Annotated in this window: 28 protein-coding genes and 3 pseudogenes; 18 read left to right on the forward strand and 13 right to left on the reverse strand. The window is 57.5% G+C overall.

The window, feature by feature from the left end:
- Positions 1 to 3 precede the first annotated feature (3 nt).
- Complete coding sequence (locus tag WIN67_RS11315) at positions 4 to 729, forward strand: hypothetical protein (protein ID WP_170004158.1); 726 nt, start codon at positions 4 to 6, stop codon at positions 727 to 729.
- Between the two features lie 523 nt (positions 730 to 1252).
- On the opposite strand, the gene WIN67_RS11320 is transcribed toward WIN67_RS11315, so the two are convergent.
- On the reverse strand, positions 1253 to 2533 hold the full coding sequence (locus WIN67_RS11320) for an MFS transporter (protein WP_339071244.1): 1281 nt from the start codon (positions 2531 to 2533) through the stop codon (positions 1253 to 1255).
- 75 nt (positions 2534 to 2608) lie between these two features.
- Complete coding sequence (locus WIN67_RS11325) at positions 2609 to 3988, reverse strand: M20 family metallopeptidase (protein WP_339071245.1); 1380 nt, start codon at positions 3986 to 3988, stop codon at positions 2609 to 2611.
- A 116-nt stretch (positions 3989 to 4104) separates the two neighbouring features.
- On the opposite strand from WIN67_RS11325, the gene WIN67_RS11330 reads away from it, so the two are divergent.
- Entirely contained in the window at positions 4105 to 4989 is an 885-nt protein-coding gene (locus WIN67_RS11330) for a LysR family transcriptional regulator (protein ID WP_339071246.1), read from the forward strand.
- Between the two features lie 103 nt (positions 4990 to 5092).
- Here WIN67_RS11330 and WIN67_RS11335 read toward each other — a convergent pair whose 3' ends face one another.
- The 3 genes from WIN67_RS11335 to WIN67_RS11345 form a co-directional block, all read right to left on the reverse strand.
- On the reverse strand, positions 5093 to 5800 hold the full coding sequence (locus WIN67_RS11335; RefSeq protein ID WP_339071247.1) for a DUF1266 domain-containing protein: 708 nt from the start codon (positions 5798 to 5800) through the stop codon (positions 5093 to 5095).
- Positions 5801 to 5869: 69 nt separating this feature from the next.
- Positions 5870 to 6142 carry a DUF5339 family protein gene (locus tag WIN67_RS11340; protein WP_339071249.1) on the reverse strand — a complete coding sequence of 91 codons (273 nt, stop codon included), beginning with the start codon at positions 6140 to 6142 and terminating at the stop codon, positions 5870 to 5872.
- Between the two features lie 516 nt (positions 6143 to 6658).
- On the reverse strand, positions 6659 to 7015 hold the full coding sequence (locus tag WIN67_RS11345; protein ID WP_339071251.1) for a DUF6572 domain-containing protein: 357 nt from the start codon (positions 7013 to 7015) through the stop codon (positions 6659 to 6661).
- Positions 7016 to 7439: 424 nt separating this feature from the next.
- Here WIN67_RS11345 and WIN67_RS31090 point away from each other — a divergent pair.
- Together WIN67_RS31090 and WIN67_RS31095 are read left to right on the forward strand one after the other, a co-directional pair.
- A pseudogene (locus WIN67_RS31090) lies at positions 7440 to 8195 on the forward strand (MCP four helix bundle domain-containing protein); the annotation flags it as partial.
- Between the two features lie 66 nt (positions 8196 to 8261).
- Positions 8262 to 9050, forward strand: coding sequence for a methyl-accepting chemotaxis protein (locus tag WIN67_RS31095; protein ID WP_372859300.1), 789 nt, complete (start codon positions 8262 to 8264; stop codon positions 9048 to 9050).
- A gap of 601 nt (positions 9051 to 9651) precedes the next feature.
- Here WIN67_RS31095 and WIN67_RS11355 read toward each other — a convergent pair.
- Complete coding sequence (locus WIN67_RS11355; protein ID WP_339071253.1) at positions 9652 to 10110, reverse strand: hypothetical protein; 459 nt, start codon at positions 10108 to 10110, stop codon at positions 9652 to 9654.
- A gap of 32 nt (positions 10111 to 10142) precedes the next feature.
- Positions 10143 to 10511 carry an antibiotic biosynthesis monooxygenase family protein gene (locus WIN67_RS11360; protein WP_339071254.1) on the reverse strand — a complete coding sequence of 123 codons (369 nt, stop codon included), beginning with the start codon at positions 10509 to 10511 and terminating at the stop codon, positions 10143 to 10145.
- Positions 10512 to 10643: 132 nt separating this feature from the next.
- Here WIN67_RS11360 and WIN67_RS11365 point away from each other — a divergent pair, with 132 nt between their 5' ends.
- The 3 genes from WIN67_RS11365 to WIN67_RS11375 all read left to right on the forward strand — a co-directional run bounded on the left by WIN67_RS11365 (position 10644) and on the right by WIN67_RS11375 (position 12014).
- A complete protein-coding gene (locus tag WIN67_RS11365; RefSeq protein ID WP_102880283.1) occupies positions 10644 to 11072 on the forward strand; it encodes a MarR family winged helix-turn-helix transcriptional regulator in 429 nt (142 codons plus the stop codon).
- A 193-nt stretch (positions 11073 to 11265) separates the two neighbouring features.
- Positions 11266 to 11697, forward strand: a complete 432-nt coding sequence (locus tag WIN67_RS11370; protein ID WP_306398542.1) for a hypothetical protein — start codon at positions 11266 to 11268, stop codon at positions 11695 to 11697.
- Between the two features lie 53 nt (positions 11698 to 11750).
- Complete coding sequence (locus tag WIN67_RS11375; RefSeq protein WP_339071255.1) at positions 11751 to 12014, forward strand: PAAR domain-containing protein; 264 nt, start codon at positions 11751 to 11753, stop codon at positions 12012 to 12014.
- Positions 12015 to 12022: 8 nt separating this feature from the next.
- On the opposite strand, the gene WIN67_RS11380 is transcribed toward WIN67_RS11375, so the two are convergent.
- From WIN67_RS11380 to WIN67_RS11395, 4 genes are all read right to left on the reverse strand, one after another.
- Positions 12023 to 12424, reverse strand: coding sequence for a type II toxin-antitoxin system HicB family antitoxin (locus WIN67_RS11380; RefSeq protein ID WP_102880285.1), 402 nt, complete (start codon positions 12422 to 12424; stop codon positions 12023 to 12025).
- 35 nt (positions 12425 to 12459) lie between these two features.
- The gene (locus WIN67_RS11385) at positions 12460 to 12642 is read right to left on the reverse strand and encodes a type II toxin-antitoxin system HicA family toxin (protein WP_265534557.1); all 183 of its coding nucleotides are present in this window, start codon (positions 12640 to 12642) and stop codon (positions 12460 to 12462) included.
- 386 nt (positions 12643 to 13028) lie between these two features.
- Positions 13029 to 13289: a DUF6429 family protein gene (locus tag WIN67_RS11390; protein ID WP_253086011.1), complete on the reverse strand. Its 261-nt coding sequence runs from the start codon at positions 13287 to 13289 to the stop codon at positions 13029 to 13031.
- Positions 13290 to 13421: 132 nt separating this feature from the next.
- A complete protein-coding gene (locus WIN67_RS11395) occupies positions 13422 to 14582 on the reverse strand; it encodes a hypothetical protein (RefSeq protein ID WP_339071256.1) in 1161 nt (386 codons plus the stop codon).
- A 12-nt stretch (positions 14583 to 14594) separates the two neighbouring features.
- On the opposite strand from WIN67_RS11395, the gene WIN67_RS11400 reads away from it, so the two are divergent.
- From WIN67_RS11400 to WIN67_RS11450, 11 genes and pseudogenes are all read left to right on the forward strand, one after another.
- Positions 14595 to 15182 carry a hypothetical protein gene (locus WIN67_RS11400; protein ID WP_110653710.1) on the forward strand — a complete coding sequence of 196 codons (588 nt, stop codon included), beginning with the start codon at positions 14595 to 14597 and terminating at the stop codon, positions 15180 to 15182.
- Positions 15183 to 15531 (forward strand): annotated as a pseudogene (locus WIN67_RS11405) (IS5/IS1182 family transposase); the annotation flags it as partial.
- 5 nt (positions 15532 to 15536) lie between these two features.
- A pseudogene (locus tag WIN67_RS11410) lies at positions 15537 to 15711 on the forward strand (IS3 family transposase); the annotation flags it as partial.
- A 297-nt stretch (positions 15712 to 16008) separates the two neighbouring features.
- Positions 16009 to 16527, forward strand: a complete 519-nt coding sequence (locus tag WIN67_RS11415) for a sugar O-acetyltransferase (RefSeq protein WP_339071257.1) — start codon at positions 16009 to 16011, stop codon at positions 16525 to 16527.
- A gap of 20 nt (positions 16528 to 16547) precedes the next feature.
- Entirely contained in the window at positions 16548 to 17786 is a 1239-nt protein-coding gene (locus tag WIN67_RS11420; RefSeq protein WP_123392728.1) for an aminotransferase class III-fold pyridoxal phosphate-dependent enzyme, read from the forward strand.
- Complete coding sequence (locus WIN67_RS11425; protein WP_339071259.1) at positions 17764 to 19551, forward strand: 1-deoxy-D-xylulose-5-phosphate synthase N-terminal domain-containing protein; 1788 nt, start codon at positions 17764 to 17766, stop codon at positions 19549 to 19551. Before WIN67_RS11420 ends, WIN67_RS11425 begins: the two co-directional genes overlap by 23 nt.
- A 96-nt stretch (positions 19552 to 19647) precedes the next feature.
- Complete coding sequence (locus tag WIN67_RS11430) at positions 19648 to 20493, forward strand: SDR family NAD(P)-dependent oxidoreductase (RefSeq protein ID WP_213666017.1); 846 nt, start codon at positions 19648 to 19650, stop codon at positions 20491 to 20493.
- The gene (locus WIN67_RS11435) at positions 20486 to 21109 is read left to right on the forward strand and encodes a DUF1349 domain-containing protein (RefSeq protein WP_339071260.1); all 624 of its coding nucleotides are present in this window, start codon (positions 20486 to 20488) and stop codon (positions 21107 to 21109) included. Before WIN67_RS11430 ends, WIN67_RS11435 begins: the two co-directional genes overlap by 8 nt.
- Before the next feature lie 6 nt (positions 21110 to 21115).
- A complete protein-coding gene (locus tag WIN67_RS11440) occupies positions 21116 to 21901 on the forward strand; it encodes an HAD-IIB family hydrolase (RefSeq protein WP_339071261.1) in 786 nt (261 codons plus the stop codon).
- Positions 21902 to 21919: 18 nt separating this feature from the next.
- Positions 21920 to 22945, forward strand: coding sequence for a methyltransferase (locus tag WIN67_RS11445; RefSeq protein WP_339071262.1), 1026 nt, complete (start codon positions 21920 to 21922; stop codon positions 22943 to 22945).
- Between the two features lie 109 nt (positions 22946 to 23054).
- Complete coding sequence (locus WIN67_RS11450; RefSeq protein ID WP_339071263.1) at positions 23055 to 24245, forward strand: MFS transporter; 1191 nt, start codon at positions 23055 to 23057, stop codon at positions 24243 to 24245.
- A gap of 329 nt (positions 24246 to 24574) precedes the next feature.
- Here WIN67_RS11450 and WIN67_RS11455 read toward each other — a convergent pair whose 3' ends face one another.
- Both WIN67_RS11455 and WIN67_RS11460 read right to left on the reverse strand, forming a co-directional pair.
- Positions 24575 to 24883 carry a hypothetical protein gene (locus tag WIN67_RS11455; RefSeq protein ID WP_339071264.1) on the reverse strand — a complete coding sequence of 103 codons (309 nt, stop codon included), beginning with the start codon at positions 24881 to 24883 and terminating at the stop codon, positions 24575 to 24577.
- 396 nt (positions 24884 to 25279) lie between these two features.
- Positions 25280 to 26080, reverse strand: coding sequence for an amino acid ABC transporter ATP-binding protein (locus WIN67_RS11460; RefSeq protein ID WP_339071265.1), 801 nt, complete (start codon positions 26078 to 26080; stop codon positions 25280 to 25282).
- Positions 26081 to 26089: the final 9 nt, after the last annotated feature.

Below are 26089 nucleotides of genomic sequence, written 5' to 3' on the forward strand. Positions count from 1 at the left end.
TGCATGATGCAAACCCGCTTTCAGCGCCTGTTCCTGGTGGTGCTGCTGATGCTTGGCGCCACGGCCTGCACCCAGCAGCAAGGGCGCGATATCGCCAAACAGTTTCGTGAAGGCAAGCCTGACGAATTCTTCCAGACCAGCGTCGATCGCATGGCCACCATCGGCATGCGCGACAACCTGCAAAGCCTGTACCTGCTGATGGGCAAGCTCTATCTGCGTAATCCCAGCCAGTGGCGCAAGTCGGGTTTCCCCGATGGCACCACGGCCCAGCGTGAGATTCGTAATGCCATCGAAAAGCGCCAGCCATTGCCGGCCCTGGGGGATCGTCGTGATCTGGCGGCCTTGAGTTATTCCTTGAGCCCGGAGTTTCAGGGGGATCGGGTCGGGGCCTTTATCTATGCCATTGGCAGCATGTTGGTGACGGCCCATGGCGGGCGGACCGAGTTCTACATGACCGATACCATTGATCCGCAGTTCATCAGTAATGCGGCGCGCAATATTGAAAAAGCCACTTGGCTGTTGAGCCAGCGTCAGGATGCCAATGGGGTGTTGTTGCTGTTCTCCAATGAAATTTCCGAGGAGGGCAGCAATCTGAGTTTTGCTGTGGAGTTTGGGAAGATTGTGGCGCGGTTGGATTTGCTGACGCAGATTCTGGATGAGCGCTATCGGCGGGTGGGGTTCAATTATGCGCAGAGTCTGTTGTTGATGAATTTTTTGCCGGTGCAGTAGTAGGGGGGCGGAGCACTCGTCTTGCTCCCGCTCGGGCGCGTAGCGGTTGTAAAACCTGAGGGTGCGGTCTGATTGGTGGATACATCCGTTGCTGCGGGTGTGGCGGCTTATGGTTTCGCCCTTACGGCGAGTCACTTTGGAAAGAGCCCAAAGTAACCAAAGGCTCTTGCCCCTCCACTCGGTGCCTCGCCTAGGCTCGGCATGCCCGAACTCCGGCATTGATCCGTGGGCCGCCGCCACAGGCCATCCATGGCCTGGGGCGGCTAACCCGGCGTCCTGCCGGGTTACCCACGGCTCAATGCCTGCGTTCGGCCATCGTGGTTAACGGGGCGTTCAGATCAAGATCAAGAGCGTGACGGCGGCCTGCCGGCCGGCCTGAAGCTAAGGGTGGGGTGCGTTTGTGTAGGAGCTGGCTTGCCAGCGAAGGCGCCCGCCCAGGCGCTGCATGACTTACGGGCCTTTTCGCCGGCAAGCCGGCTCCTACGCGGCGTTTCAACCACGCGTGACAAAAAACGGCTGCATTTCAGGTCATTCCGAGTTTCTTGCGGGCCATCAGCAGGGCTACGACGCTCAGTGCTGCTGCCAGCATCAGGTAAAAACTCGGTGCCAGTGGCGAGCCGGTAAGCGCAATCAGCCCGGTGGCGATCACCGGGGCGAAACCGCCGAAGATCGTGACGCCGAGGTTGTAGCTTAAGGACATGCCGGTGACGCGGGTGCGCACGGGGAAGATGTCCGCCATCAGCGATGGCAGGGGGGCGAAGTACACCGCCTTGATCAGGGCCATCAGTGCCACCACCAGCAGCAGGGAGCTGGCGCTGGGGTGGCTGTTGAGCCAGAGGAATGCGGGCAGGATTGCCACGGCGTAGAGCACCGCCGCTGTCAGCATGATTTTCAGGCGTCCGATATGGCCGGACAGGTAGCCGACGATGGGCGTGACGAAGGTCAGGATCAGGCCGCCAGTGAGGGTCGCCAAAAAGCCCGAGGACTGGGAAATGTCCAGGCGGGTGGCGGCGTAGGAGGGCATGTACTGGATCATGTAGTTCGAGGCGGTGGACACCACCAGGGTGCCCATGGCGATCAGCAGCAGGGTCTTCTGGGTTACCAGCACTTCGCGCAATGGGCGCTCCCCCGGTTCGCTGGCCTTGAAGTCCGGCGATTCGTCCACCGTGCGGCGGATGTACAGGCCCACCGGGCCCAGCAGCAGGCCGAAGAAAAACGGTACGCGCCAGCCCCAGTCGAGCATCTGCTGGGCATCGAGGTGCTTGGTCAGGAAGTAGCCGAAGGTCGAGGCGATGACTACGCCAAAGCCCTGGCTGGCGAATTGCAGGCTGGCGACAAAGTGTCGGGTGCGCGCTGGTGCGTGTTCCAGCATGAAGGCGGTGGAGGTGCCGAACTCGCCGCCGGCGGAGAAGCCTTGCAGCAGCCGGGCCAGGAGGATGCCGATCGGCGCGGCGAGGCCCAGGGTGGCGTAGCTGGGCATGATGGCGATCAGCAGGGTGCCCGCCAGCATGATCAGGATCGACAGGGTCAGGGCTTTCTTGCGGCCCCGGCGGTCGGCGTAGGAGCCCAGGACCGCCGCGCCCAGGGGGCGGATCAGGAACGAGATGCCGAAGGTGGCAAAGGCCAGCAGCAGGGAGAAGGTCGGGTCGGCGGTGGGAAAGAACACCTGGCTAATGGTCAGGGCGAAGTAGGCGTAGATCGACAGGTCGAACCACTCCAGGGTGTTGCCGATCAAGGCGGCGCCGATGGGTTTCCATAAAGCTTTGGGTTCGACCTGGGTCGAGGTGGTGGCTAACGCTGTCATACAGGACGCTCCTGCTTATTGTTGGATTTTGAGCGACAGGTGCCCGAGCAGCGTCGGGCGGGGTAAGCGACGGTCTCAGGCTCGGGGCAGGTCCCCCAGGTCCCAGAACAGGGCCGTCATGATCTCCAGGCCCTCGCGAATCACCGGCAGCAGCAGGTGTTCGTCCGGGGCGTGCTGCGAGCAGCCGGGGTAGGAGTGGGGAATCCACAGGGTCGGCAGCCCCAGCACGTCGGCGAAGATGTCGTTGGGCAGGGTGCCCGCCAGGTTCGGCAACAGCGCCAGGCGCTGTGCGCTGCTACCTGCAATAGAGGTCTTGGCGAACTTGACCCAGGGGTTGTCCGGGTCCAGGCGGGTGGCCGGAGAGCAGCGCTCCATGACGACTTCCACCTGGCTGAAACCTTCGCGGTCCAGGTGCGCCCGCAGCAGGCTTTCCAGCTGCTGCCAGGGTGTGCCGAGGACAAAGCGCAATTGGCAGAAGGCCACGGCCCGCGGCGGAATCGCGTTCACCGGTTTTTGCGGGTTGCCGGTGCTGAAGGCGAGGATTTCCAGGGTGTTCCAGGCGAACAGGCGCTCGCCCAGGGTCAGCCCCGGTTCGCCCCAGGCTTCGTCCAGCGGGCGGCCCAGGGAGTCGCGGTCAATCTCCAGGTCGGCGATGGCGGCGCGCACGTTGTCGGGAATGTTCGCCGGCAGCAGTTCGCGGCAGCGGATGCGGCCGTTCTGGTCCACCAGGCTGGCCAGGGCGTTGGCCAGTACCACGCCGGGGTTGCTCATCACCCCGCCCCAGTTGCCCGAGTGCAGGCCCTTGTCCCGGGTGTTGACCTCCAGGCGGAACTGCACAGAGCCGCGAGAGCCGAGGAACAGCGTCGGCCGGGCCTGATTCAGCCGTGGGCCGTCGGAGGCGATGAACACATCGGCCCGCAGCAATTCACGCTGCTCCTGGCACAGCTGGCGCAACCCCGGGGAACCGGCTTCCTCGCCCATCTCGAACAGCAGCTTGAGGTTGAAACCCAGGCGCCCGTCGCGGGCCTTGAGCACTTGCTCCAGGGCGGTCAGGTTGATGCTGTGCTGGCCCTTGTTGTCGGCGGTGCCACGGCCGTACCAGCGTTCGCCCTCCAGGGTCAGCTGCCAGGGATTCAGGCCCGTGCGCCACTGTTCGGCGTAACCGGGCACCACGTCGCCGTGGCCGTAGCTGAGCACCGTGTGCAGGGCCGGGTCTTCCAGGCGCGTGGCGATCAGGAACGGCCCACCGGCCTCGGGGTTGGCCAGCATGTGGCAGTCGAAGCCCAGGCGCTGCAGCAGCGGCTGGATTTCCTCCTGCAGGTAGCGCGGCAGTTCATCGGCGTGGGCCGGGTCCTGGCTGTCGCTGCGAAACGCCACCCGGCGTCGCAGGTCCTGTTCAAAGTGTCCGTCGTCCAGGTATTGGCGAACGCCGGCGAGGGCAGCTTGCTTGGTCATTGCAACTCCGGTCGGGCAAGGGAACGGGCCCATGGTGGAGTCGGGCAAGGCATCTGTATATTGCTGTTTTTTGAAGGCGTGATTCTAAAAATTGGATGCTTTGCGAGGGGATGCAGATGGACTATCGGTATTTTCTGGCGGTGATCGATGCCGGCTCCCTGGCGGCGGCGGGGGAGCGTTTGCACATCGCCCCCAGCGCGGTGAGCCGGCAGATTGCCCTGCTGGAAGAGAGCGTCGGCGTGGCGCTGTTCGAGCGGCGCCCACGGGGCATGCAACTCACCGCCGCCGGCGAAGCCCTGGCCGAGCATGCCCGGCGCACCTGGCTGGAACAGGAGAACATCCTCGCCGAACTGCGGGGCGAGGGTTACCCGGGGGCCAAGGTGATCCGCCTGGTGTCCACCGAGGGCCTGTCGCGGTATTTCCTGCCCCGGGTGTTGCTGGAGCATTACCGCCTGCGGCCCGGAGCCGAGTACCGCCTGGACGTGATCTCGCCCCACGAGTGCGTGCAGCGCATTCGCCGGGGCGAGGCGGACGTGGGGCTGACCTTCAGCACCGAGCCGGTGGAGGGGGTGAATGTGTGCTACTCGATTCGCTCGCCGATTCGCGCCCTGATGCGCGCGGGGCATCCACTGGCCAGCGCCGGGGTGCTGTCACTGGAGCAGGTGCAGGCGTTTCCGGTGGCCTTGACGCCCAAGGGCACCACCCAGCGGCAACTGCTGGACCTGGTGTGTCAGATGGACGGCCTGAGCTTTGAGCAGGTGATGACCTGCAACTTCTCCGGGGCCCTGCATGAGTTTGTGCGCCAGTCCGATACGGTGGCCTTTGCCAGCGCCATCAGTGGCGAGGGGCGGGGGATGGATGGGCTGGTGTCGGTGCCGCTGTCCAACCCGCGCTTGGGCGATCGGGACATTCAGGTGCTGACCATGCCCAAGCGGGTGTTGCCAGAGAGCCTGGCGTTCTTTATCGAGACCTTGATTGCGCGGTTGCAGCAGGAGGGGTGAAGGAACACCTACATCGTTAGTGTTTTGATGGGAACTCAGAAGCGACTCGATTTTGTGCGCCGGGCGCTGGTGAAGTCCCCGACGCAAAGTTTTATTGTCTGTTTTATTTATACGAGTACTTCACATAGATATCAGTGTCCTGGCTGCCCCTGGCTTTTCCATTGAGGATGTATTGAGCCATGGAACCGATATCGTCAAGGTCATAGCCGTGAATGGTTCTGCCCAGCAAAAAGGATACGGTGTAGTCTTCCCAGCTTGCACCAAGCCTGCGGGCAGTCTGGGCAGCATCGTGAATAAAGGCCCAGGTTTCTTGTTCTGTCAGATAACCCGCCCAGTAACACCATCTGGCCAATGACACCGCTCTCATGGTGTCCCAGGCAAAAGTGGATTTCGTATTTTCTACAGTCGCCAGTGATATGCCCAGTTCTTTTGCGATGCGTTTCTGAATGGCTTGGATTTCTGCAGGAGGACTTTCGATATACTGATCGAGATCCTTACTCTTGGAGAGGTTGGTCAGCTCAATCAAGATTTCTTTTGCCGTTTCGGAACTTTCGATCTCCCATTCGTTCTTGAGCCCTAGAATATATTTATTCAAGTCGTCTTCTGGAAGAATGCTCAGGATTTTTTCAAATCTATTGCTAAATAGAATTCCGCCAAACGCCAATGCTCTTTTTTGCGTTTCATCGAGTGGGGCGCCGGAATGCTGAGATTTGAAGTGCGCGAGTTGGCCGGACTTTTTGCGTTTCATATAGAAGTAAAGTATGGCCAGATACACACAAAAGACACAGGAAACTAAGATAATAATATTCATTCTACTGGTTCTGTAAAGGCACTGCTGAGGTCGTGGTGACAGGTGTAACTGGTACACCTGTCTATTGGATTACTTCTTTACTGGCATATTGGAAATAGCCTGTTTCATCATTTCAGATGCTTGCTTGCACGCTGGCTCTTGAGCCGTGCTCGGCATTGACACCATTTGTTTTTTTGCTGATTCATATTGCGCCTTCATTGCTTCGCCCTGAGGGTTGGCTGCCACCAGTTCATCAATCTGCTTGAAGTATTCGGTGCAGGCTGGACCGAGATCGGCGGCCATGGTGGTGCTCGACAAGGTGAGTGCAGCAACTGAGGTGATTAATGCGAACGCTTTTTTCATGGATCAATCCTTGGAAATATTTATTGGCGTGAAGATCCTGAGGGTGAGCGTCAGCATTAGATATAGGAATAGTCCTAGACTTTGTAAAAAAGCTCTGAAGCCAGGTGGTTCTAACACTGTTCTTTCTCGGGTTATGGGAAATGTCATTCCACTTTCAAACTACCAACAATCACGGATCAATGGCCACGTCACTGGCCATCCACGACTTCATTGACTGGCCAATGACTTGACGAGAAAGCAAGTGACGCACGTGCAAACACTTGCTCTTCACTTCAGGAAAAAATGCTCCTTGATCGAATCCAGCAGCAGTGACTTGACGATCTGCAACGCGTTGTCGTGTTTGCTGCCCACGCGCATGCCGATCTCAAGCTCGTAGGAAGGCATGGGCGCGGGGCAGGGGAAGGTTTGCAGCGAGGTGATCCTGTGGCCGTAGCGCCTTCAGCGCGCAGGCGCCGGGTACGGCGATGGAGGTATTCCTGCGCGCTGCTCAATCGGGGGGAGCGTGCAGGGGACGAGCTACAGGCTGGGAGCCTCTTCGTTCACTTTCAGCTCGAAATCGAAGCCAATGCCGCGTTCGTTGAGGATCTCGGTAATGCGTTTGAAAAACCAATCGACTTGTTCTGGCAGTTCGTGCAAACCCAGTACTCGGATAATCAGGCGCTTGCCGCGGGCATCGGGAATTTCGCTGTAGATCTCTTCACTTTCGATAAAGGTGATGTAGGTGTTGATCTTCTCTTGCAGCAGGAGCAGGTGTTCGCTGTGTGCCGCTTCGTCAGCCCATTCGAGGGGGTCGACCATGATCAACAGCAGGCTGTCGGGCTCGGATTTGGGGATTGCCCAGATATCGATGACTTGTGGATTGGTGATGGACATGGCTGATCCTTCAGAAGGTGGGGGGCGGCATTGTATGACGTGGCTGATGGTGGTTTCAGGACGCGGTCGAGGACACTGGGTGATACGCCAGCCTCTTGCAACACCAGCTACAACAAAAAATTCACTCCCGCGGGATGTTTTTATGATGTGTGCGGATTTAAGGTAATGACGAAATGCCATCATCGTTGGGCGCGCAGCTGGCTCAATGTCGTATTTCAGGCCCCAGGCCAGGAAAAGCCCGGGTGGCAGCGGCATGAGCAGTGTGGTTTGGCTTGATTGATGCTGCCGCGCCGAGGCAGCTGCAGGTCGATCAACCGGTCGTCGGGCTGTTTGCAGCTCCATGACCTACAGTCGATAGCCTGGGATGACAGCAGCGAAGTACCGACAACTCCACCAAGAGAGATAAAAAATGAACGTCCGGACAATGAACCTCGCTCCACGGTCTGCCGCCTTTTTCTCACTCATTGTCCTGGTGGTGTTTGCCCTGGGCATTGTCGCGGTGCTGCAAATGGGCAAGCTGCGAGACGCGGAACAGGATGTCGAGACCAACTGGATGGCCAGCATCCGCGAGATCGGCAAGATGAAGACCGGCGTCTTGCGCCTGCGCCTGGAAAGCATCCGCGTCACCGTGACCACCGACGAACAGCAGCGGCAAACCCGCATCGCCTCCTTGAGTGGTTATCGAAACACGCTGCAGAGCACCATCAGCCAGTACCAACCCCTGATTACCGGGCCGGCGGAGCGCGAGCTGTACCAGGCGGTGGCGACTGATGTGCAGGCTTACTTCAAGCTGCTGGACGAGCTGGAGCCGCTGTTGCGCAGCGGTGACAACGCTGCGGCCATCACCCTGATCAATACCCGCATCAGCCCGATGACCAACATCCTGCAAGAGAAGATGGACAAGCTCTCGGACTTCAATGACGAGGGCGCGAAGCAGGCGGGGATCACCGCCGCGTCGGTGTACAGCAGCGGCTTGACGCTGGTACTGGTGCTGATGGGGGTGACGGTGGTGCTCACCGTGGTGCTGGCCACCGTGCTGACCCGCAGCATCACCTCGCCCATCGGCGATGCCCTGGCAGTGGCCGAGCGCATCGCCGGCAGCGACCTGTCCCGGGAGATCGCAATCAGCGGCCGCGATGAAGCCGGCCGCCTGCTGGCCGCCCTGGCCAAGATGCAGAGCAACCTGCGGGAAACCATCGCCCACATCGCCGATTCCTCCACCCAGCTGGCCTCGGCCTCGGAAGAAATGACCGCGGTGACCGAAGATGCCAGCCGCGGGCTGGTGCGGCAGAACGATGAAGTCAACCAGGCGGCCACCGCCGTGACCGAAATGAGCGCCGCGGTGGACGAGGTGGCCCGCAACGCCGAAGCGGCTGCGCAGTCGTCCCGCGAGTCCATGGAGTTCACCCGCTCCGGGATCGAGAACGTGGCCCAGACCCTCAAAGCCATCGAAGGCCTGGCCGACAACGTGGCCAGCACCGGCGAGCAGGTCAAGGCGCTGTCTGGCCGGGCTCAGGACATCAGCAAAGTGGTGGAAGTGATTCGCGCGATTGCCGAGCAGACCAACCTGCTGGCCCTCAACGCCGCCATCGAAGCCGCCCGCGCCGGCGAGCAGGGCCGGGGGTTTGCGGTGGTGGCCGATGAAGTGCGGGCCCTGGCCCACCGCACCCAGCAGTCGACCCGGGAAATCGAACAGATGATCACCGCGATCCAGGCCGATTCGACCCAGGCGGTGAGTGCGATGAACGTCAGTGCGGAGATGGCCAGCAGCTCGATTTCGGTGGCGCAGAATGCCGATGTGTCGCTCCAGCAGATTGCCCAGGCGATCACCCAGATCAATGAGCGCAATCTGTTGATTGCCACGGCCTCGGAGGAGCAGGCGCAGGTGGCGCGTGAGGCGGATCAGAACCTGACCAGCATTCGTGAGTTGTCGATTCAGAGTTCGGCGGGGGCCAGTCAGACGGCCAGTGCTTGTGGGGAGATGGCCAATCTGGCGATTGAACTGAATCGGTTGGTGGCGCGGTTCAAGGTTTGAGGGTGGTTTTTTGCCTTGCGGTGGTCTGGTTACTCTGTGGGGGCTGGCTGGTCAGCGAAGCATGCTTGTCGACGATGATGTGGGGGGCTTCGACAGCGTTTGTTCTTTGTGGGGGGCATATCCGTTGCTGCGGGTGCGGCGGCTTATGGTTTCGCCCTTACGGCGAGTCACTTTGGAAAGAGCCCAAAGTAACCAAAGGCTCTTGCCCCTCCACTCGGTGCCTCGCCTAGGCTCGGCATGCCCTTACTCCGGCATTGATCCGTGGGCCGCCGCCACCGGCCATCCCTGGCCGGGTGGCGGCTAACCCGGCGTCCTGCCGGGTTACCCACGGATCAATGCCTGCGTTCGGCCATCGTGGTTAACGGGGCGCTCAGATCAAAATCAAGAGCGCGACGGCGGCCTGCCGGCCGGCCTGAAGCTGGAGCGGTGTGTATCGCCTCCCATGTAGGAGCTGGCTTGCCAGCGAAGGCGTCCGCCCAGGCGACGCATGACTTACGGGCCTCTTCGCCGGCAAGCCGGCTCCTACAGCCAGATGTGTGGTGGTTGGGCCTCCGTAGGAGCTGGCTTGCCAGCGAAGGCGTCGGCCCAGGCAAGGCATGGCTTACCGGCCCTGAGGCAGGGGCCTCTGCAACCGACCGCTTAGACGCAAGCCATCACGCACGTTCAACCCCATCAATGTGAGGTTGGTGGCTCCGGCGATCAGTTCGATGACCTGCACCAGGTAAAAACCCGTGTCGAAGTTGCCAGCCGACGCCCACCGGTTGAGCACAATTGCGCAGGGCACGAGCACCAACAGGCCGTTGGCGGCAATGAAGGGCATGCGTTTTTTCTTCGAGGCGATCAGGCGTCCCTGTCGTGCCCGGCCCAGACCCATGCCGCTGGCTCCCGCCACTGCCATCGCCGGGATCAGTACCCAAAGCCCAGGGCTGACGATCAGTTGCTTGAGCTGAGCGATCGCATGTCGGGTGCCCATGCTTTCCACCAGCAGGGTCGAGACAAAGAACGTGGCGATGCACAGCAGGGCCAGCAGGCTGGCGGTGAGGTGGAGTCGTTTGAGCATGGGGCGCTTTCCGTCAGTCAATGGGGCGGTGTTCAAGCCGTGCAGATGTTCGGCACGGCTACCTTGGTGAACAGATGGGGCATGGCCAGGGCGCTTGAGGGGTAACGGCCCAGGGCGTTGGCGAAGTCCGGGTGATTGAAGGCTTCGCGAAAGCGCTCCACCGACTCCCATACGGCGTAGTTCAGGAACATGCAGCTGCCACCGATGGCCTGGTGGAGCTGCGTGGAAATGTAACCGGCACGCTGTTTCATCCAGTTGGCATCCAGCTCCCAGGCACGCAGAAGCTCGGGTATATCGTCCGCGTCGACGCTGAACAGGTTGACCAGCACCACCGGTGACTCGCTGCACTGGAGTTGCTGATGAATGGGGACTACAGAATCAAGCGGGCGAATGGACAACATGGCGGTCTCCAAGATGTAAACATGATGACAAGATGGTGCGATGGATAAAAACTAGCTCGATTGACATCATGGTGTCAATGTGGAAAAGTTCGCGGCATGAAAAAACCAAACCACACCCCCGCTGGACGCGCCATGACCGATCTGGTCCTCGAGCTCTTTCGAGCCAGTGCGCGCATGCTCACCGCAGGCGATCGCCTGGTGGCTGAGATAGGTCTCACCAGTGCCCGCTGGCAGCTCCTTGGCACGATCGTCGCTGCCGATCGGGCGCAGCCCGTCTCGTGGATTGCCCGCGACATGGGCGCGAATCGGCAGAACGTTCAGCGGATCGTCAACGATCTGGTGAAGGATGGCCTGCTGGAATTTCAGCCGAACCCTCACCATCGCCGGGCGCAACTGGTGGTGCTGACGGAGGCTGGAAAGGCGGCATTCGATCAGGCATTGAAGCTTCAAGCGCCCTGGATCAACGAGCTAGCGCAGGGGCTGGAAGTCGATGAGATCCAGACTACCCACCGCGTGCTGAACCAACTGCGCAACCGGTTAGAACAAGACCAGGACGAATGAGCCGGGCCGGCCTGGAGACGAGCAACTCCTCAGGGGGACTCGGCCACAGGCTGTCGGCATCCCCGATGATGATCGGGCCAAAATCACTGCCAGCGTTTCAGGACCTGGGCCCTTTATTGGGAGAATGGCCTGTTCCCCATAACGCGCTCTACCCACCCAGCAGCGATCTTTTGCACAGTTTTAAGGTTGATGTATGAATGCATTCGATTTTAAGAAATTTAATGTGGGTTCCATTGTTCGAACAGCTGATAGTTGCGCGGCGCTCAAACACCAGATCGGATTCTTGATCCAGGTTCTGGAGGCCTTGGATATCAACTTCTCTGACTGCGAGCAGGACCCTTTGCTTCTGGCGAAAGCTTATGTGGCCGGGGATATTCCCATTGAACAGTGCAAGGCGCAGGCTGCGGTCTGGTGGGCAAAAATCGACGAAAAAGGCGCCGTGCGAGCGTTTCAGGATCGGGACGTCTTGATGGCCCGGCTGGCCATTTGCTTGCTGTCGAATGATGAGGACGATATCGCTGTTTTGGGAGATAACCTGTCGTGGTTTTTTGAGGTGTTGGGTTTCTTGAAAGTGGAGCCGATGAAGCCCATTGAGATGATGAAAGAGTACTTTGAATTCAAGTGAAATTTGATTCGCGGCCGACTCGCCATTAGGGCTCCAGCCTAAAGAGTCACAACATGAAAGACGCCATTCGTTTTGCTGACGCCACCCGCCATTCTGGCGTGATACTCGAAGCGTTTTCCCAAGCCGAACTCAATGGCAAGCCGATTGCGGGCATCGGCCACAAGGCCGGTTGTCCACGGCTCAATACCATCCCCTGTAGGCGCTGGATTGCCAGCGAAGCTCGCCAACGAGCGAATCAATACGGCACCGGTGAGTGTTCCGCCAGCCAGCGTGCGCCTACCCAAACGCGTTCTGCGTTCGCTCTGTTGCGCTCTTGAATCTGTGCTTAGCGCCCGAGCTTTTCCATCGCCGCATCGGCCAGAAAGGACGACCGACTCTTGATGTTGTGCTCGCGGACAAAACGGTCGATCTGCTGAATCACATAACCGGGCAAGGTCACGTTGACCTTCTCGGTCTTGCCCAGGTATGGGGTGATATCGATCTCCAGCATGCCCCAGCCCATGCCCGCGAAATCGGGGTTGGCGCGGTGCTTGCCGGTGGGAGAGGGCAGGGGTATGGCTTGCCCCGCTCGGGCTAGCTCTTCGAGCATGACGTGGGCAATCTCGATGGCCGCGCTATAGGCGGTTTCGAAGGTGTCGCCCGCGGTGACAGCACCGGGAATATCAGGAATCTGGATGCCGGTGGCGGTGTGTTCGTCGCCCCATTCGATGCAGATGGGATATTGCACGGGGATCTCCTCAATAGGTGTGAAGGTGGCGGGAGCTAGATCAGTTCAGCCAGTTTTCTGATGGCCCTGACCGTGCCCCGTGGCAGATCCTTCTTCGGGTGAGGCACCGGAACGGTGTTGGGCCTGTAAGGGTGCTTGAACAGATGATGGCTGCCAGTGACTCGCTCCAGCACCCAGCCTGCGGCTTCAAGCTCCTTGATCAACGCTCTGCTTTGCACCTCCATCTCCTTATCGGGGTGAGAGGTGCTTTATAACTCCAGGCGCATAGTAACGCAGGTTGAATTGTGTGTCTGGAGTTATGTATCGGGACATGTCGTTCGGGGTGGCTTTTGGCCTTGGACGGTTGGGTAGGTCGCTCAGGGAGGCTTGGGTGTCGAGGTGGAAAATGGCGCCGTCATCACAGCCTGTCACGGGCACCGCAAAGGCGACTGCAAAGGTGTTGTGGACGCTGATGCGACCGGCCAAGGTCGTCGCGGATATTGCTGCGAAGGGGAACTACCGGGGCGGGCAGTGGGGACCGGCAACGGTGGATTGGAGGTGATGTTTGAGTGGGGTGTGTCGTAAGCGATCCACAAACTCAGCTATTTTATGACGCGGGAAGACGTCAGGTATTCGAGTCGGGTACCTGCCCCGCATGCGTCCTTGACCCGAACAACCGGTCGGCTAGCTGCCGACCTCGCTCCAGTCCTTGCGCCGTCAACCAGATGGATTTGTTTGTGTTAACGGGATCACTGATGAAACCCTGTTCATGCAGTCGATTCATGATCTGGAAGTCGAACCCTTTCCACGCATTACCTTGGTCGGAGCTGTAGGCTGCCAACAGAGCAAGCACCGCGTCTTCGATCAGTTTATCGTCGTATTCCATGGTCGTTACTCCGCTTTTGTTCTTCAAACGCTTGGAAAATCCCCGCCATTCTCAACATAGCGGGCTTCCTCTGCCAGTCAGGACTAAGGCGGCGTACGTGCGGCGCTCGGTATTTTCAAGCCGGACCCCGATTCAACGTTGCCAGCAGGCCGCGAAACGCTTGCACACCTCAAAGCGCTGATCCAGGTCGGCCATGCGTGCCTGATGTGCGCTCAGTGTTTCCTTCAGCAGTGCTTGCTGGGCTCGGTAGTAGTGCTCCAGCATTGCATTATTGGTCGACCTCGCCTTGCTACGGTCGGCCGTTTCGCTGTCGGGCAGCAGTTCCTTGATCGCAGGGGTGTCGAGCAGGCCCAGACGGTTGCTGTAGTCATCCTTGTACAGCTGCAATGAACGGGCCTTGGTGCCCCTCATCTCATTGGCGAACTGTTCCAGGTTCTGCCGATATTCAGTCCAATAGGCATCGGGCAGGCTGAAGTCGAGGCGCTGTTTGCGCTCCGCTATGGATTTGTCGAGCAGTGTTTTCTGGACTGAAGGGGCATCCTCGGCGTCGGGCTTCATTTTCGCGATGACACTCGCGTCGACGATCTGCGCGATCAGCGCTGCACGCTCCGCTGACTGCGGTTGTGCTTCGGTGGGCTTGGGGAAAATAGGGTTGTGGCCGGCGCAGGCGGGCAGGCCTTTGTTGGTCAGCACGATCGGCGAACGCACAGTCTTGCCATCGATCTGGCGCAGACGGCTAAGGGTGACCTGGCAAGTGCGACCTACTCGGCGGAAGTCCGCTTCGTACTCGCCGCCGCTCTGCGGGGTAAAGTTGAACCCCACGGTGCACACGCTGCCGGTGCTTAAGGTATTGGCTCGCGCGAATAGCTCATGACCCGGTTGCAGCCGCACTTCCAAGTAGGCCTTGGCGTCTTCGGGTGCAGCGACACTCATGTCCGCCCGTCGCCGGGTATTGGCGCTGAACAGGTTATTGAGCAGCCCCGTGGTTTGACCGCCGCAGTGTTCGGCATCGAACAAGTCGAGCGTCGAGCTGTCACTGCTGCTGATAAAGCGCAGCTTCGCCGCATCGGTTGCACTGGCGTCCGGATAGGAGCCGTTGAAACTGCACCCGCCAAGTAACAGCGCGGCAATGCTTACAGCGCCACGCACGCGCCATTGGGAAAAACAGAACATGTTGATAGATCGTCCTTGATGCACGAGTGGGCGAAAGGCCATCATGCTAAAGAAGGCAGTCGCCGCCGTCCAGCGCGCCTGTTGTCCCTGAATTTTCTGGGGTTTTTCTTTGTCTCCCACCGAGGTAGCGGAATGTTTGGCTCGCGCAACATCTTTGCAATTGGCCTGATCGGATTACTGGCCGGTTGTTCGTCAATGCCAGCTGAAATGGCGTTGAATTCGCCTGTTTACAACGCGCAAAACGCGGGTCTAGTGGTCGGCGCGTTGCTGGAAGGCGGCCCCTACGGAACCTACCTTGAGTTTCGCGATATCAAGAGCGGCAAGACTTATGGCTGGGGACCCAAGGATGATTACTCGGCATGGCTACCTGCCGGTGATTATGAAGTAAGCCGCCTGGGTCACCGTCGCGGGGCCATGGGGGCTTACTCCAAACCGCTGCGTTTCACCGTCACCCAAGGGCAGCTCAATTACCTTGGCGAGATGGTCTACGGCTGCTCGGCCGTCGCGCAACCGGCTGCGGTGTACGGGGTATTGAACTGCGGGGCCCTCGCGCTTGGCGAATGCACCGTCCCTAGCCCTGACGTGAACGTATGCGTGGTGGATCGCCAGGATCAAGCGATCAAGCATTTTTTGCAGCAACACCCCGAGCAAGCCCCTTTACCCGTGCGTAACGCGGTCATGTCGGCAGCAGCCTCTGGATCGAGTGTCCGCTTTCCCTAAGTTCTGTGCTCGGGCGCTGCCTGGCGCGACGACGGTACGTTTGAGCGGATACTGGAGCGCTTGCACATCCAATTGAACCGGGAGGGGCTGATCGATCTGGACACCTAGATGATCGACTCCACTGCGGTACGTGCAACCCGAGCCTCTTCAGGAATCGGGAAAAAGGGGGACTGAAGAGCCGCTAGATCATGCTTTGGGCCTAGTCGAGGCGGCCTTGCTACCCAGATTCACATGATCTGTGACCCACTACTGCGACCGGCATCGAATGCAGCCGGTGATCCCACTGCGGGCTATGCCACGCAAGCCTCGGCTCTTTGATCGTCCAAAGTATCGGCAGCGGAACATCATTACCGCCGCATCCGCTTCGTATCCCCTTGCGCAGCGTCATCGCGGCGAGGATCAAGAGGTGCTGGCCGAGCGTCGTGCGCTGTAGCAGCAAGTCCTTTATCAACCTGCGCATCGCTGGTCAGGTGCGACGCGTAATGGGCAGCCCATCGGCGTCGTCACACTCAATCCAGAACGGAAGTAACAGGCCCTGAAAACAGTGACATGACAATACGACTGACGTAATAACAAACTTGCAAGGCGCTGGTGGCGAGTGTAGAAGGTGGAAAAATTTCAAGAAGTGCCGAAGTATATTTAAAAAATAAATAGTAGATGGAGATGATGATGGCTGAAGGGAATCAGGCTATTGGGGAGGTGTGGGCGTTATTTGTGGGTGGTAGTGGCGGGCGCGGAACTAATGATCGTCTTGTTTGCCCCCGTTTACTTGCCGTTCAGCACGGCGTGAGTGCTCTCTGTTACGCCCGTGTGTACAGGGTGGCGTATGCGTGAGTTCATGACATTCGATGCGGCGGAACCTGCTTTAGTTGCCCGTAGGCGCACCGCCCGTGCGTTGTGTTCCTCCATCAGCAATACCCCTGATGGTCGGGAGCCGCTTTATAAGCTTCTGTTCGGATCAGTGGGTGAGGGGTTTGAACAGTGGGGCAATTTATTTTGTGAGTTTGGTTCGAACATAAACATTGGTGATGGTGTTTTTATTAATGCCAATGGGGTGTTCCTCGATGCGTTTGAAATAAACATCGGGAACCGTGTGTTTATCGGGCCTCATGTCGGTATTTATACCTCTAACCATGCCAAGGATCTTGAGCAGCGGCGTCGTTATATAGAGTTGGGTGCACCTGTAGTCATTGAAGATGATGTATGGATTGGCGGCGGCGCAACAATCTTGCCGGGCGTCACAGTGGGTAAGGGGTCAATTATCGGTGCGGGTGCTGTCGTGGCAAAGTCGGTTCCGCCACACAGTAAAGTGCTGGGCGCTGGTTCTCAGGTTTATCCGATCTAATTAATAGAGGGCATAAAGGGATGTTTGTCTATCAGTCACGCGTGAAAGACCAAATTGTTGGTTCTGTTAAAGATGTCAGTGTTCATGCAGAGGGTGGCATCTACACGGATGCGATTTCGGGCATGTTTAACGTACCGTTCGGGTATTCGTGCGACCCCATCAAGCAGCATATTTCCAAAACGTTGACGGATCTGCCTTTCCACCCCAAGGATCATTTCTATTCGTCCGAGCTGTTTGAAACTTCAGAGCAGCTGCTCAAACGCGCCAAGATGGAAGATGGCGGCGTGCTGTATGTCAACAGCGGCTCGGAAGCCATCGAGTCGTCGATTGCCATGGCCTTGGAATATCACCAGCGCAAAGGCAATACGTTCAAGAAGAAAGTGATCTGCCGCAAGCACTCCTATCACGGCGCCACCTTGGGGGCCCACAGTATTACCGGCAGGAACGATTTCAAGGACCTGCGTTGCAGCGGTTACGACACTATTCGGATCAACCCGCCATTCCCTGTCGTTCACGAAGGTCAGGCGTTGGAAATGCACAGCGTGGCGGATGTGGAGAATATTATTCTTCATTATGGTGCGGAGCAGATCGCTTGCATCATTTTCGAGCCGGTCAACCATTTGAAAGGGATGCGGCAAACTCCCCGCGAGTATCTGATCGGTATTCGTGAACTGTGTGACCGTTACGATATTGTGATGATTACCGATGAAATCGTGACCGGCGCCTCTCGAACCGGAGAGTTCTTGAATACCCATCAGTTTGGGGTTTCTGCCGATATCGTCGCGCTCGGTAAAGGCATCAGCGGTGGTTATTACCCGGCATCCGCTATGGTGACATCCCATAAAATCGCCTCGGTGTTTGACAAGCCAGAGCCGTGGATCCCGTTTTCCTATTCGCATACCTATGCAAGCAACCCGGTTTCGATCGCGGCCATCAATGCGTCGATGCGCGTGCTGGAACAGATAGAGGCCGCAGGGCAGTTACAAAAACTCATTACAAAGACTCAGGCGCTGTGTCACGAAATCGCCGGGAATGAGCGTATCGCCCGGATTGAATCTCAAGGCTTGCTGATCGGCATAACCTTGGACTCAAGCCTTGGAGAGCAGGCAGGCAAGAAATTGGGTGGGCTGTGCTTTGAAAGGAAGTTGATTATCCGAGGTGAGGAAGATTGGGCTTGCCTGGCGCCCGCCTACATCATGTCAGAGGAAACGCTAAGTGACGTGTTCGAGGTGTTGAATGAATCAATTAGTCAGTTATGACCTCGAGCCAGTTGCCAGCCTGTTGACGCCGTTACATGGTATTCGTCAAAGCGTGCATAAACGCAAGGCGTACCTGACGGCCGATGAGTATGTGCGTGCCAATGAGGAAGTTGAAGTCGGTATTGCCGAGGCGTCGAAGTGCCAGACGATCAACGAACTGTCGGTAGCCATCGCCAGACAATTTACGCCTTTCTATTCAGACGTCAGGGTGTGCCTGGAGCGGATTCATGAAATTGCCGGTTACGGAACCCTGGCATCTTGCCTGTCGTCACTGAACATTGCCGAAGCACTGTTTGCATTGGAGTTCTGCAATGCGGCAGGGGTGGCCAATCAGGATCTGGTAATTGGCAGGGGGCATATTGCGCCATTGTTTTATGCTTATCGTCATGTGCTCAACGGTATGCCTTTGGCTTTTTTAGCTGCGGTTCACGACAAGGTTCCGGCCGTTGTCAATAAACACTACGGTTTTGCCTACAGCATGCGGCATAGCCTTGGCGAGGGAGTGGGCATTGCGTTGGGGCGGGCCAATACCAATCGTGATGCACGTGTTATCTGTGTGGCGGGTGACGGTGAGTTGAACGAAGGGGTGTCTTTCGAGGCGATTCGCCTGATTGGCGAACTTGAGGTCAAGAACCTGACGTTGATAGTGGACAACAATGGCAGAGGGATTGACCCACTTCCCGGGAAGTTGAGGCCGGAGTATCTGGCCGCCTACTTTTCTGATGTTTATGAAGTGGATGGACACGACACCCAGGCGATCAGTGAACACATTCGCCAGGCAGAGAAGGACCATCGGTCGACCGCGATCATCTGTCATACCGAAAAAGGCGTTCACTCCTTCAAACGTGCCAGTCATCAGAGTTTGATGACGTCAACGGACGATCAGCAGAAGAATGATCTGAGGAAAGCTTCCAGTTGCAGTCGGACGGCCGACATTATCGAAGAAGTTCGGTCAGGGGCACCTGCCCATGTATTCACCGCGGATCTGGCCGCTCGGTTTGGCCTTAAGTCATTGTCCGGTTATTGCAACACCGGCCTGGCCGAGTCAGCGTTGCTGACCTGCGCGATGGGGTGCCCGGATGATGAACTGAAGTTTGTCCTGACCGATGACAAGTATTACCTCAACGCGATAGATGTACTGCACTCTGCTTTGATCGCCTGTCGTAATTTGCATGTCATTGGCGCTCGGAAGAACGGTGTGTGGGGCGGCGCTACGTACGCCTCAACCGTATTCAGCTTGCTGACGGAAGAAACCGTATACGAACTGACAGACCCTCTCGATCTGTTGGCCTGTATTCATCGGCAGAAAGCAAAGGGTGGAAACGGCCTGTACTTAATGTACGACCAGCCCATGGAAAGAGTGTGTGCCCTGAGGGAGAAGTACCGGAAGCTGTCTGAAGATATCTATATTTTTCAGCCCGAGTTTGCCGCCGGTTCATTGATAGTGTCATCGGAGTCGATGGCATACGAAGCCTTTCAGGTCGCCACGACAAAAAGATGCACGCATATCCGGTTTCTGTCCGTTCGGCCGGATCTTGAGCTGGTTAAACAGATGCTGAGCCAATGTGCCGAAATTATTGTCGTAGAACATAACAGTGGTCGCTTCAACCTGGCTGAATACATTGAGTCCAGTTTGCTGATTCGAGTTCGCAAGGTCTTCAGTGATGCCTATGAGTGGCCGACCATCGAGCCTTTCCAGGCAAAAGTTGCACCTCAAGTACTGGGTGCATTGTTGGCTGACCCGCCGTACGCATTAGTTAATTAGACTTCACACGTTTAAATACCGTTTCAACTATTTATTGGTTTTCTGAGCCCTGTATAGGGTTCGGCAGGCCTTCTATGGATTCAGGAGCAGTGGTTTATGACGCAGGGAAATAAAGCGCAAGGCAAGTTGTCCGGTAAAACCATGATCGTTGTGGGCGGTGCCAGAGGCATCGGCGCCGCGATTGTTGAAGTACTGGCCAAAGAAGGTATTCATGTCTACATCTTTGATACCGACCGGACACCCAATGCAATCAACCACTATCAAACTCAGGAGGTCAGTGGTTATCAGGCGGCTCGCACGCTGGCGGCGGATCTGGTGGAGCAAGGGCTTTCGGTAAAGGCCATTGCGGTCGACGCAACGTCTGAAGCCCAGGTCATAGAAGCCGTAGGTGGCGTTGTCCATGAGTCAGAGCACTTTTACGGCTTGGTCAACGCCATTGGCAGCAGCCATCTGATCAACACGGTTGAATCAGCGCTGAGCGAGTTTGACGCGATCGTGCAAACCAACCTTACAGCACCTTACTTGACGTCGCGTGAGGCTGCCCGCGCACTGATCCAGAGAGGCAAGGGCGGCGCGATCCTGAACATCAGCTCCATTGCCGCAAAAGTCGCCTTTCCTGGAATATCTTCCTACTGCGCCGCGAAAGCCGGGTTGCAGGGCTTCTCTGGTGCCTTGGCGCTGGAGTTGGCCACTCACAATATCCGGGTCAACTGCGTTTGCCCCGGCATCGTCAAAACCAATATGTGGAAGTACCTGGAGAACCGCCTCATCGAGCCCAACGAGTCGCTGGATGACTTGTGGGCTCGCATGGAGGGCCTGATCCCGCTGGGTCGTACACAGATCCCGGAAAACATTGCCCGGTTCTGTCTGGCGGTGCTTGAGAACGAAGACATCACGGCTCAATCCCTGTCGGTCGATGGCGGAATGAACCTGTATGGATGACACCGTTGGCACTACACCTCTTTTGCGCGAAGACCCGAACACCGTACTGAGGATCAGTGATCGTGTGTTCGGTGCCGAGCATTGCGCGCAGCTGCATTATGTTGCGCCGGTTCTGAAACTGCGAAGCGAACCCGGTAGCGATTCGTTCAATATTCCGGGGCTTCATACGGTGGACAGCTTGGGCACTTTGCTCACGTCGGTGACCGGAGAGTTTGCCCTTGGCGCTGACATCAAGTTATTCAGCCTGGCCAAGTTTGATGCTGCAGGGCTCTTTCTTCACGTCGGGCTGCACAAGCTGAAGTTCGGTGTTGAAGAGTACGGCAGCAACAAGAAGATCGTATCGGTGCATTCATCGCCCTATAGCGATGAAGTCAATGGCATCGAGGTAAACGATGAGCCTGTGCGGCTGTTCATTTCGCGAAGTGGGGATGTGTTCTCGTGTTATCTGAGTGGCTCTGAGGGTGCCGTGGTTTTTCATCGGGCGTTCTATGTGAGCAACTGCCCGGATGAAGTGCGCGTCGGGTTTAGTGTGCAGTCGCCCTTTTCCGAGGGAGCGGTCGGGGAGTTTTCCCGGATTGAAATATCCTCACAGTCCATGGGACTCATCAGAGAGTGAGCAGGTATGACGAGCAAAGACACCTGGTTGATAGTTTCTGATTTTGACGAGACGTTTATGCCGGTCTTGTCGTCTCGCGAGGCGGATGCCGGGATAGACAAACTGGAAAGCTGTTTGAATCAACTCAAACGCAAGCACCACCTGTTATTTGGCTGGGCCACGGGAAACAGTCAAGCGGTGGTCCTGGACAAGATGAAGAGATACCCCGAGTTTCCCTGGGACTTTGCACTGACCAGTCTGGGAACCGAGTTGTACTGGAATCACCCGGACAGTGTTCTGGAGGATGAGGGTTGGCCGTTACAAGGCGCAGGAACCTTTCCAGAGCGGGTCATGAGGCTGAGCACCCTGTTCGAGCGAGAGGGTATTGAGTTGACGTTGCAGTCGGAGGCTTTTCAGCAAAAGCGCATTCGGGGTTATTACTTGAATGCCGATGGCAATGAAGCAATCGCCATCGAGCAGATACATAGACTCTGTTTGCAGGTTGGCCTTGAGGCCTCAATTACCTACGCCAGTGCCGCCGCCGGCGACCCTGAGAATGTCTACGATGTCGCCATCATGCACCCGGGGTGCGGAAAGAAGCAGGGGGTCGATTTCATCGTCAAGAAACATGAGATTTCCCCCGCCAGGGTCATCTCCTTCGGGGACAGTTGCAATGACATCGAGATGTTGAAGGGCTGTTCACATGGTTACCTGGTGGGCAACGCTTCGCATGAGGCCAGGCAGGCGTTTGATCGTGTTGTTGAGGGTTTCTATTGTCATGGCATCGTTGATGGTCTTCAACGGCATTTTTGAAATGGGATAGGCATCTACATGGACAGTACAGTGCACACGGAGCATCACAGTGATAAACAGATATTTGATATCTACTTCGGGTTTATCAATACCTACACCTTGTTTTTTGCCGATGAAGTAAAACTGTTTGATCTGCTTGAGGGCAAAGCGCTGAAGCTGGGGGAAATCGGCTCGGCATTGGAACTGGCACCTCGGGCCGCACAGGCGCTTGTGGCTATGTGCACCAGTCAGGGGCTGCTTGAGAAGCGTGGGGAGTGCTATGGCCTGACGTCTTTGGCGCAAGCGTTTCTGACCCGCAAGTCGGAGACCTCGTTCAGCGGGGTCCTGCAATCCGCACGCCACAAAGAAGATGCGTTCTCTTATGCATTCTTCAAAGAGTCGATGCTCAGTGGAGAGTCCGGGTTGTTCGGTGAGACTGATCTGTTTGAGAACAATGCGCAGGACCAGTTACACAGCGAAATTTTCACCAAGGCGATGCACAGCAAAAGCAAAGGACCGGCTCGGGCCTGGTCGGGGCGGATTGATCTGTCCGGGTATAGCTGTCTTCTGGATGTGGGCGGTGGTTCGGGTGTTCACTCTATTTGTGCGCTGGAGAAATGGCCTGAACTGAATGCCGTGATCTTTGATCTTCCCTATGTCTGCGACATTGCCGATACCTACGTCGAGCAATACCGGATGGCGGGGCGCATCACAACCCATAAAGGAGACATCTGGACGTCTGAGTACCCAGCCGCCGATGTGCATCTTTACAGTGATATTTTTCATGATTGGCCGCTGGACAAGTGTCTGTTTCTGGCCAAAAAGAGTTTTGATGCACTGCCCAGCGGCGGCCGTATCATTCTTCATGAGATGTTTTTTAATAAAGAAAAGACCGGCCCACATAATGTCGCGGCTTATAACGCGAACATGTTGCTGTGGACCCAGGGTCAGCAATTGTCAGAGACCGAGATAAGGGAGCTGCTGACGATTGCCGGTTTTCGCGATATTACAGTTTCCCGCACGCAATACGGTGACTGGAGCCTGGCAACCGGAATCAAGTATTAAGGTTGCTGACAACCAATGCCCTGTGAGGGCGTTTTGATTGCACAGTGTGAACTCAAGGTCCGGCGCATTCGCCCCGGACTTCACTTGTGTCTTCTTGCGGGAGATTAAAGTGATCCCAGTACGTTACCGTATTCTTTGTATTTACTCCGGCATGCTGGCGTTGACCCAGTATGAGTGGATGCGCTTTGCGCCTATCACGGATCAGGTGGCCACCCAGTACGGTATTACTTATGGGGAAGTCGGTTCATTGTCTTTGGCTGTGACGGCACTTGCATTACCGCTGGCACTTCCCAGTGGTGGCCTGATTGACCGGATATCGGTGCAAACAGCGTTGCGTATCACCGCCATTGCCATGTTGTTGGCGGCATTGATCCGGGTGTTACAACCCCATTATGAATACCTGCTTGCCGGCCAACTGTTGTTCGGGTTTGTTCAACCCTTGACCATGTCGCTGCTCGTCAAGTTGATGATCACCTGGTTTTCTGAAGATGAACATGTGCGGGTCACGACGCTGTTCAGTATGGTGATTTTCCTGGGTATAGGCTCCGCGTTCATGATTGTCCCGTTGACGGAGGAGGGGAACGTCAGCAGTTCGTTGTTGATTGACGTCGCGATCCTGGGGCTGATTGCGCTATTGACCTTCATTTATGTCCCGCGAGATGGCCCTCTTGTGCAAACAACGTCCGCTCCGACCAAGTCCGGCGGCCGTTTACTGGCGGAGGGTGTCGATTTATTGCGCACGGCTCCGTTCACGGCTGTTTTGCTGATGATTTTTTTAACCAACGGCTATTTCTCCGCCATTACGACATGGCTGGAGCCGATCCTGTTGCGTCAGGGGATCGATGCCCAGGTTTCAGGGTTTATCGTTGTTCTGATGTTGGCCGGTGGTATCGCGGGTATGACGTTCATGCCTTTACTGGTTCGTAGCGGTGCAACCGTGGGGTGCATTCTGTCCGGGGTTTCATTGTTGGCAGGGGGAGGCACGGTACTGCTGTTCACCTCGGGTTCCCCTTGGATATTGAGTCTGGCAGGGATCGTGATCGGTGCCGCGCTGTTATCTCCGCTGCCTCTTCTGCTGCAACTGATAGCCGACACTGCCGGACTCTCCAGGTCTGGGACGGCGACCTCAATTTTCTGGTTAGTCGGCAATATTGGCGCCACGATAATGATCGCGACGTTGGGGGTTATCGCCGACCACGGTGACTGGGGAATGGCAGCGGTATTGCTGTGTCTGGTTCTGGTTGTCCAGATAACGATTTCTCTCATGGGCTTTCGAATGGTCGGCGCTCGCACTACCTGACTTCATACGGTTCTGTGTACATATCCGTTGCTGCGGTCACGGCCGCTTAGGGTTTCGCTCTTACAGCGACTCACTTTTGAAAAGCGCAAAAGTAAGCAAAACGCTCCTGCCCCCGCATCCGGCGCCTCGCCTAGGCTCGGCGTTCCCTCACTCCGGCATTGCTCCGGGGGCACGCCGCCACAGGCCATCCATGGCCTGGGGCGGCTAGCTCGGCATCCATGCCGAGCTGCCCCCTACGCAACGCCTGCGTTCGGCCTTCTGGAGGGGGCAGGAAGATCAAAATCAAAAGCCAAAGCAAGATCAAAGGCCGGGGCAAAGCCAAGCGCGTTTTACGCGCTGGTTGAGTTCAATGGCGTGCAGGACTCTTGCGCTGTTCGCCACTGAATCACCTCCAGCACCGCGCAACCCTCCCGGGTGAGCAGATGCACCCCACGGGTGACCCGCGTCAGGTCGCAGTCGGCAATGTCTTTCAGGTTAAGCGTGGACAGCGTGTCCATCAGATCCCGCACCACGGTGAAACGATGGGCCGCAGTGCTGGCCAGATCGCTCAGGGAGGCTTGGGTGTCGAGGTAGAAAACGGCTTGGTTGGCGTCGTGGGTGTCGACGGCGGTAAAGCGCGAGAGTGGCTGGTCAATCATCGGTACAGCTCCTGTTAATGGAGCAATCACCTGAGCTGCCGACGACGAAGAAAATGACCGCTGTGCGCGCTTATGACCACCGGAGAATCACCGCGCACAGCCGTCATAACATCCTGTCGCGGGCACCGGATAGGCGACTGCAAAGGTGTTGTGGACGCTGATGCTGCGTTGTAATTCGACCGGCCAAGGTCGTTCGCGGATGTTGCTGCGAAGGGGAACTATAGGGGCGGGGTTTGAGGGCGGCAACCGTGCATTGGGTGAGATATTTGAGCGGTTATGTCGTAACAATTAGCGACTGTTGCATTAGGTGGACTGCCCCCGGAAAGGTAGACATCCCCGGCCTATGCTTTGAGCATAGGAGGAAGTCTATGAGTACCCAGCGATACACCCCTCCACTCAATGCACAATCTGCGCAAGAAACGCCTTAGCCCTCGGACTCTTCGGTGCCCCAAAAAACTCCTCCGGCGGCGCATCCTCCACAATCCGTCCCCCATCCAGAAACAACACCCGCTCCGCCACCTGCCGCGCAAACCCCATCTCATGAGTGACGCACAGCATGGTCATGCCGCTGCCGGCCAGCTTCACCATCACATCCAACACCTCACTCACCATCTCCGGGTCCAACGCCGAGGTCGGTTCATCAAACAACATAATCTTCGGCTCCATGCACAACGCCCGGGCAATCGCCACGCGCTGTTGCTGCCCACCTGAAAGCTGGTTCGGGTACTTATCCGCCTGATTCTCAATCCCCACCTTGGCCAGAAACCCCCGCGCCAACTCTTCAGCCTTTTTCCGCGACAACCCGCGCACGGTCATCGGTGCCAGGGTGCAGTTGTCCAGCACGCTCATGTGCGGAAACAGGTTGAAGTGCTGAAACACCATGCCCACTTGGCTGCGCACTTGCGCTGCTTCGCGGGTGTTTTGCGAGAGGTCGGTGCGGTCCACCAGGATGCGGCCTTTTTCGGAGATTTCCAGGCGGTTGATGCAGCGGATCAGGGTGGATTTACCCGAGCCAGAAGGCCCGCAGAGGACGATGCGTTCGCCCTGGCGCACCTTGAGGTCGATGTCGTGCAGGACGTGGAAGGCGCCGTAGAACTTGTTCAGCCCGGCAATATCGATCACCACTTCACGCGGATCGACGGCGGGGTGAACGGGCGCTTGGGAGGCGGCGGAAAGCGGGGCGGTCTGGGTCTGCATGGCGGTTCT

The sequence above is a fragment of the Pseudomonas idahonensis genome (assembly GCF_037903935.1).
Lineage (GTDB): Bacteria > Pseudomonadota > Gammaproteobacteria > Pseudomonadales > Pseudomonadaceae > Aquipseudomonas > Aquipseudomonas danubii.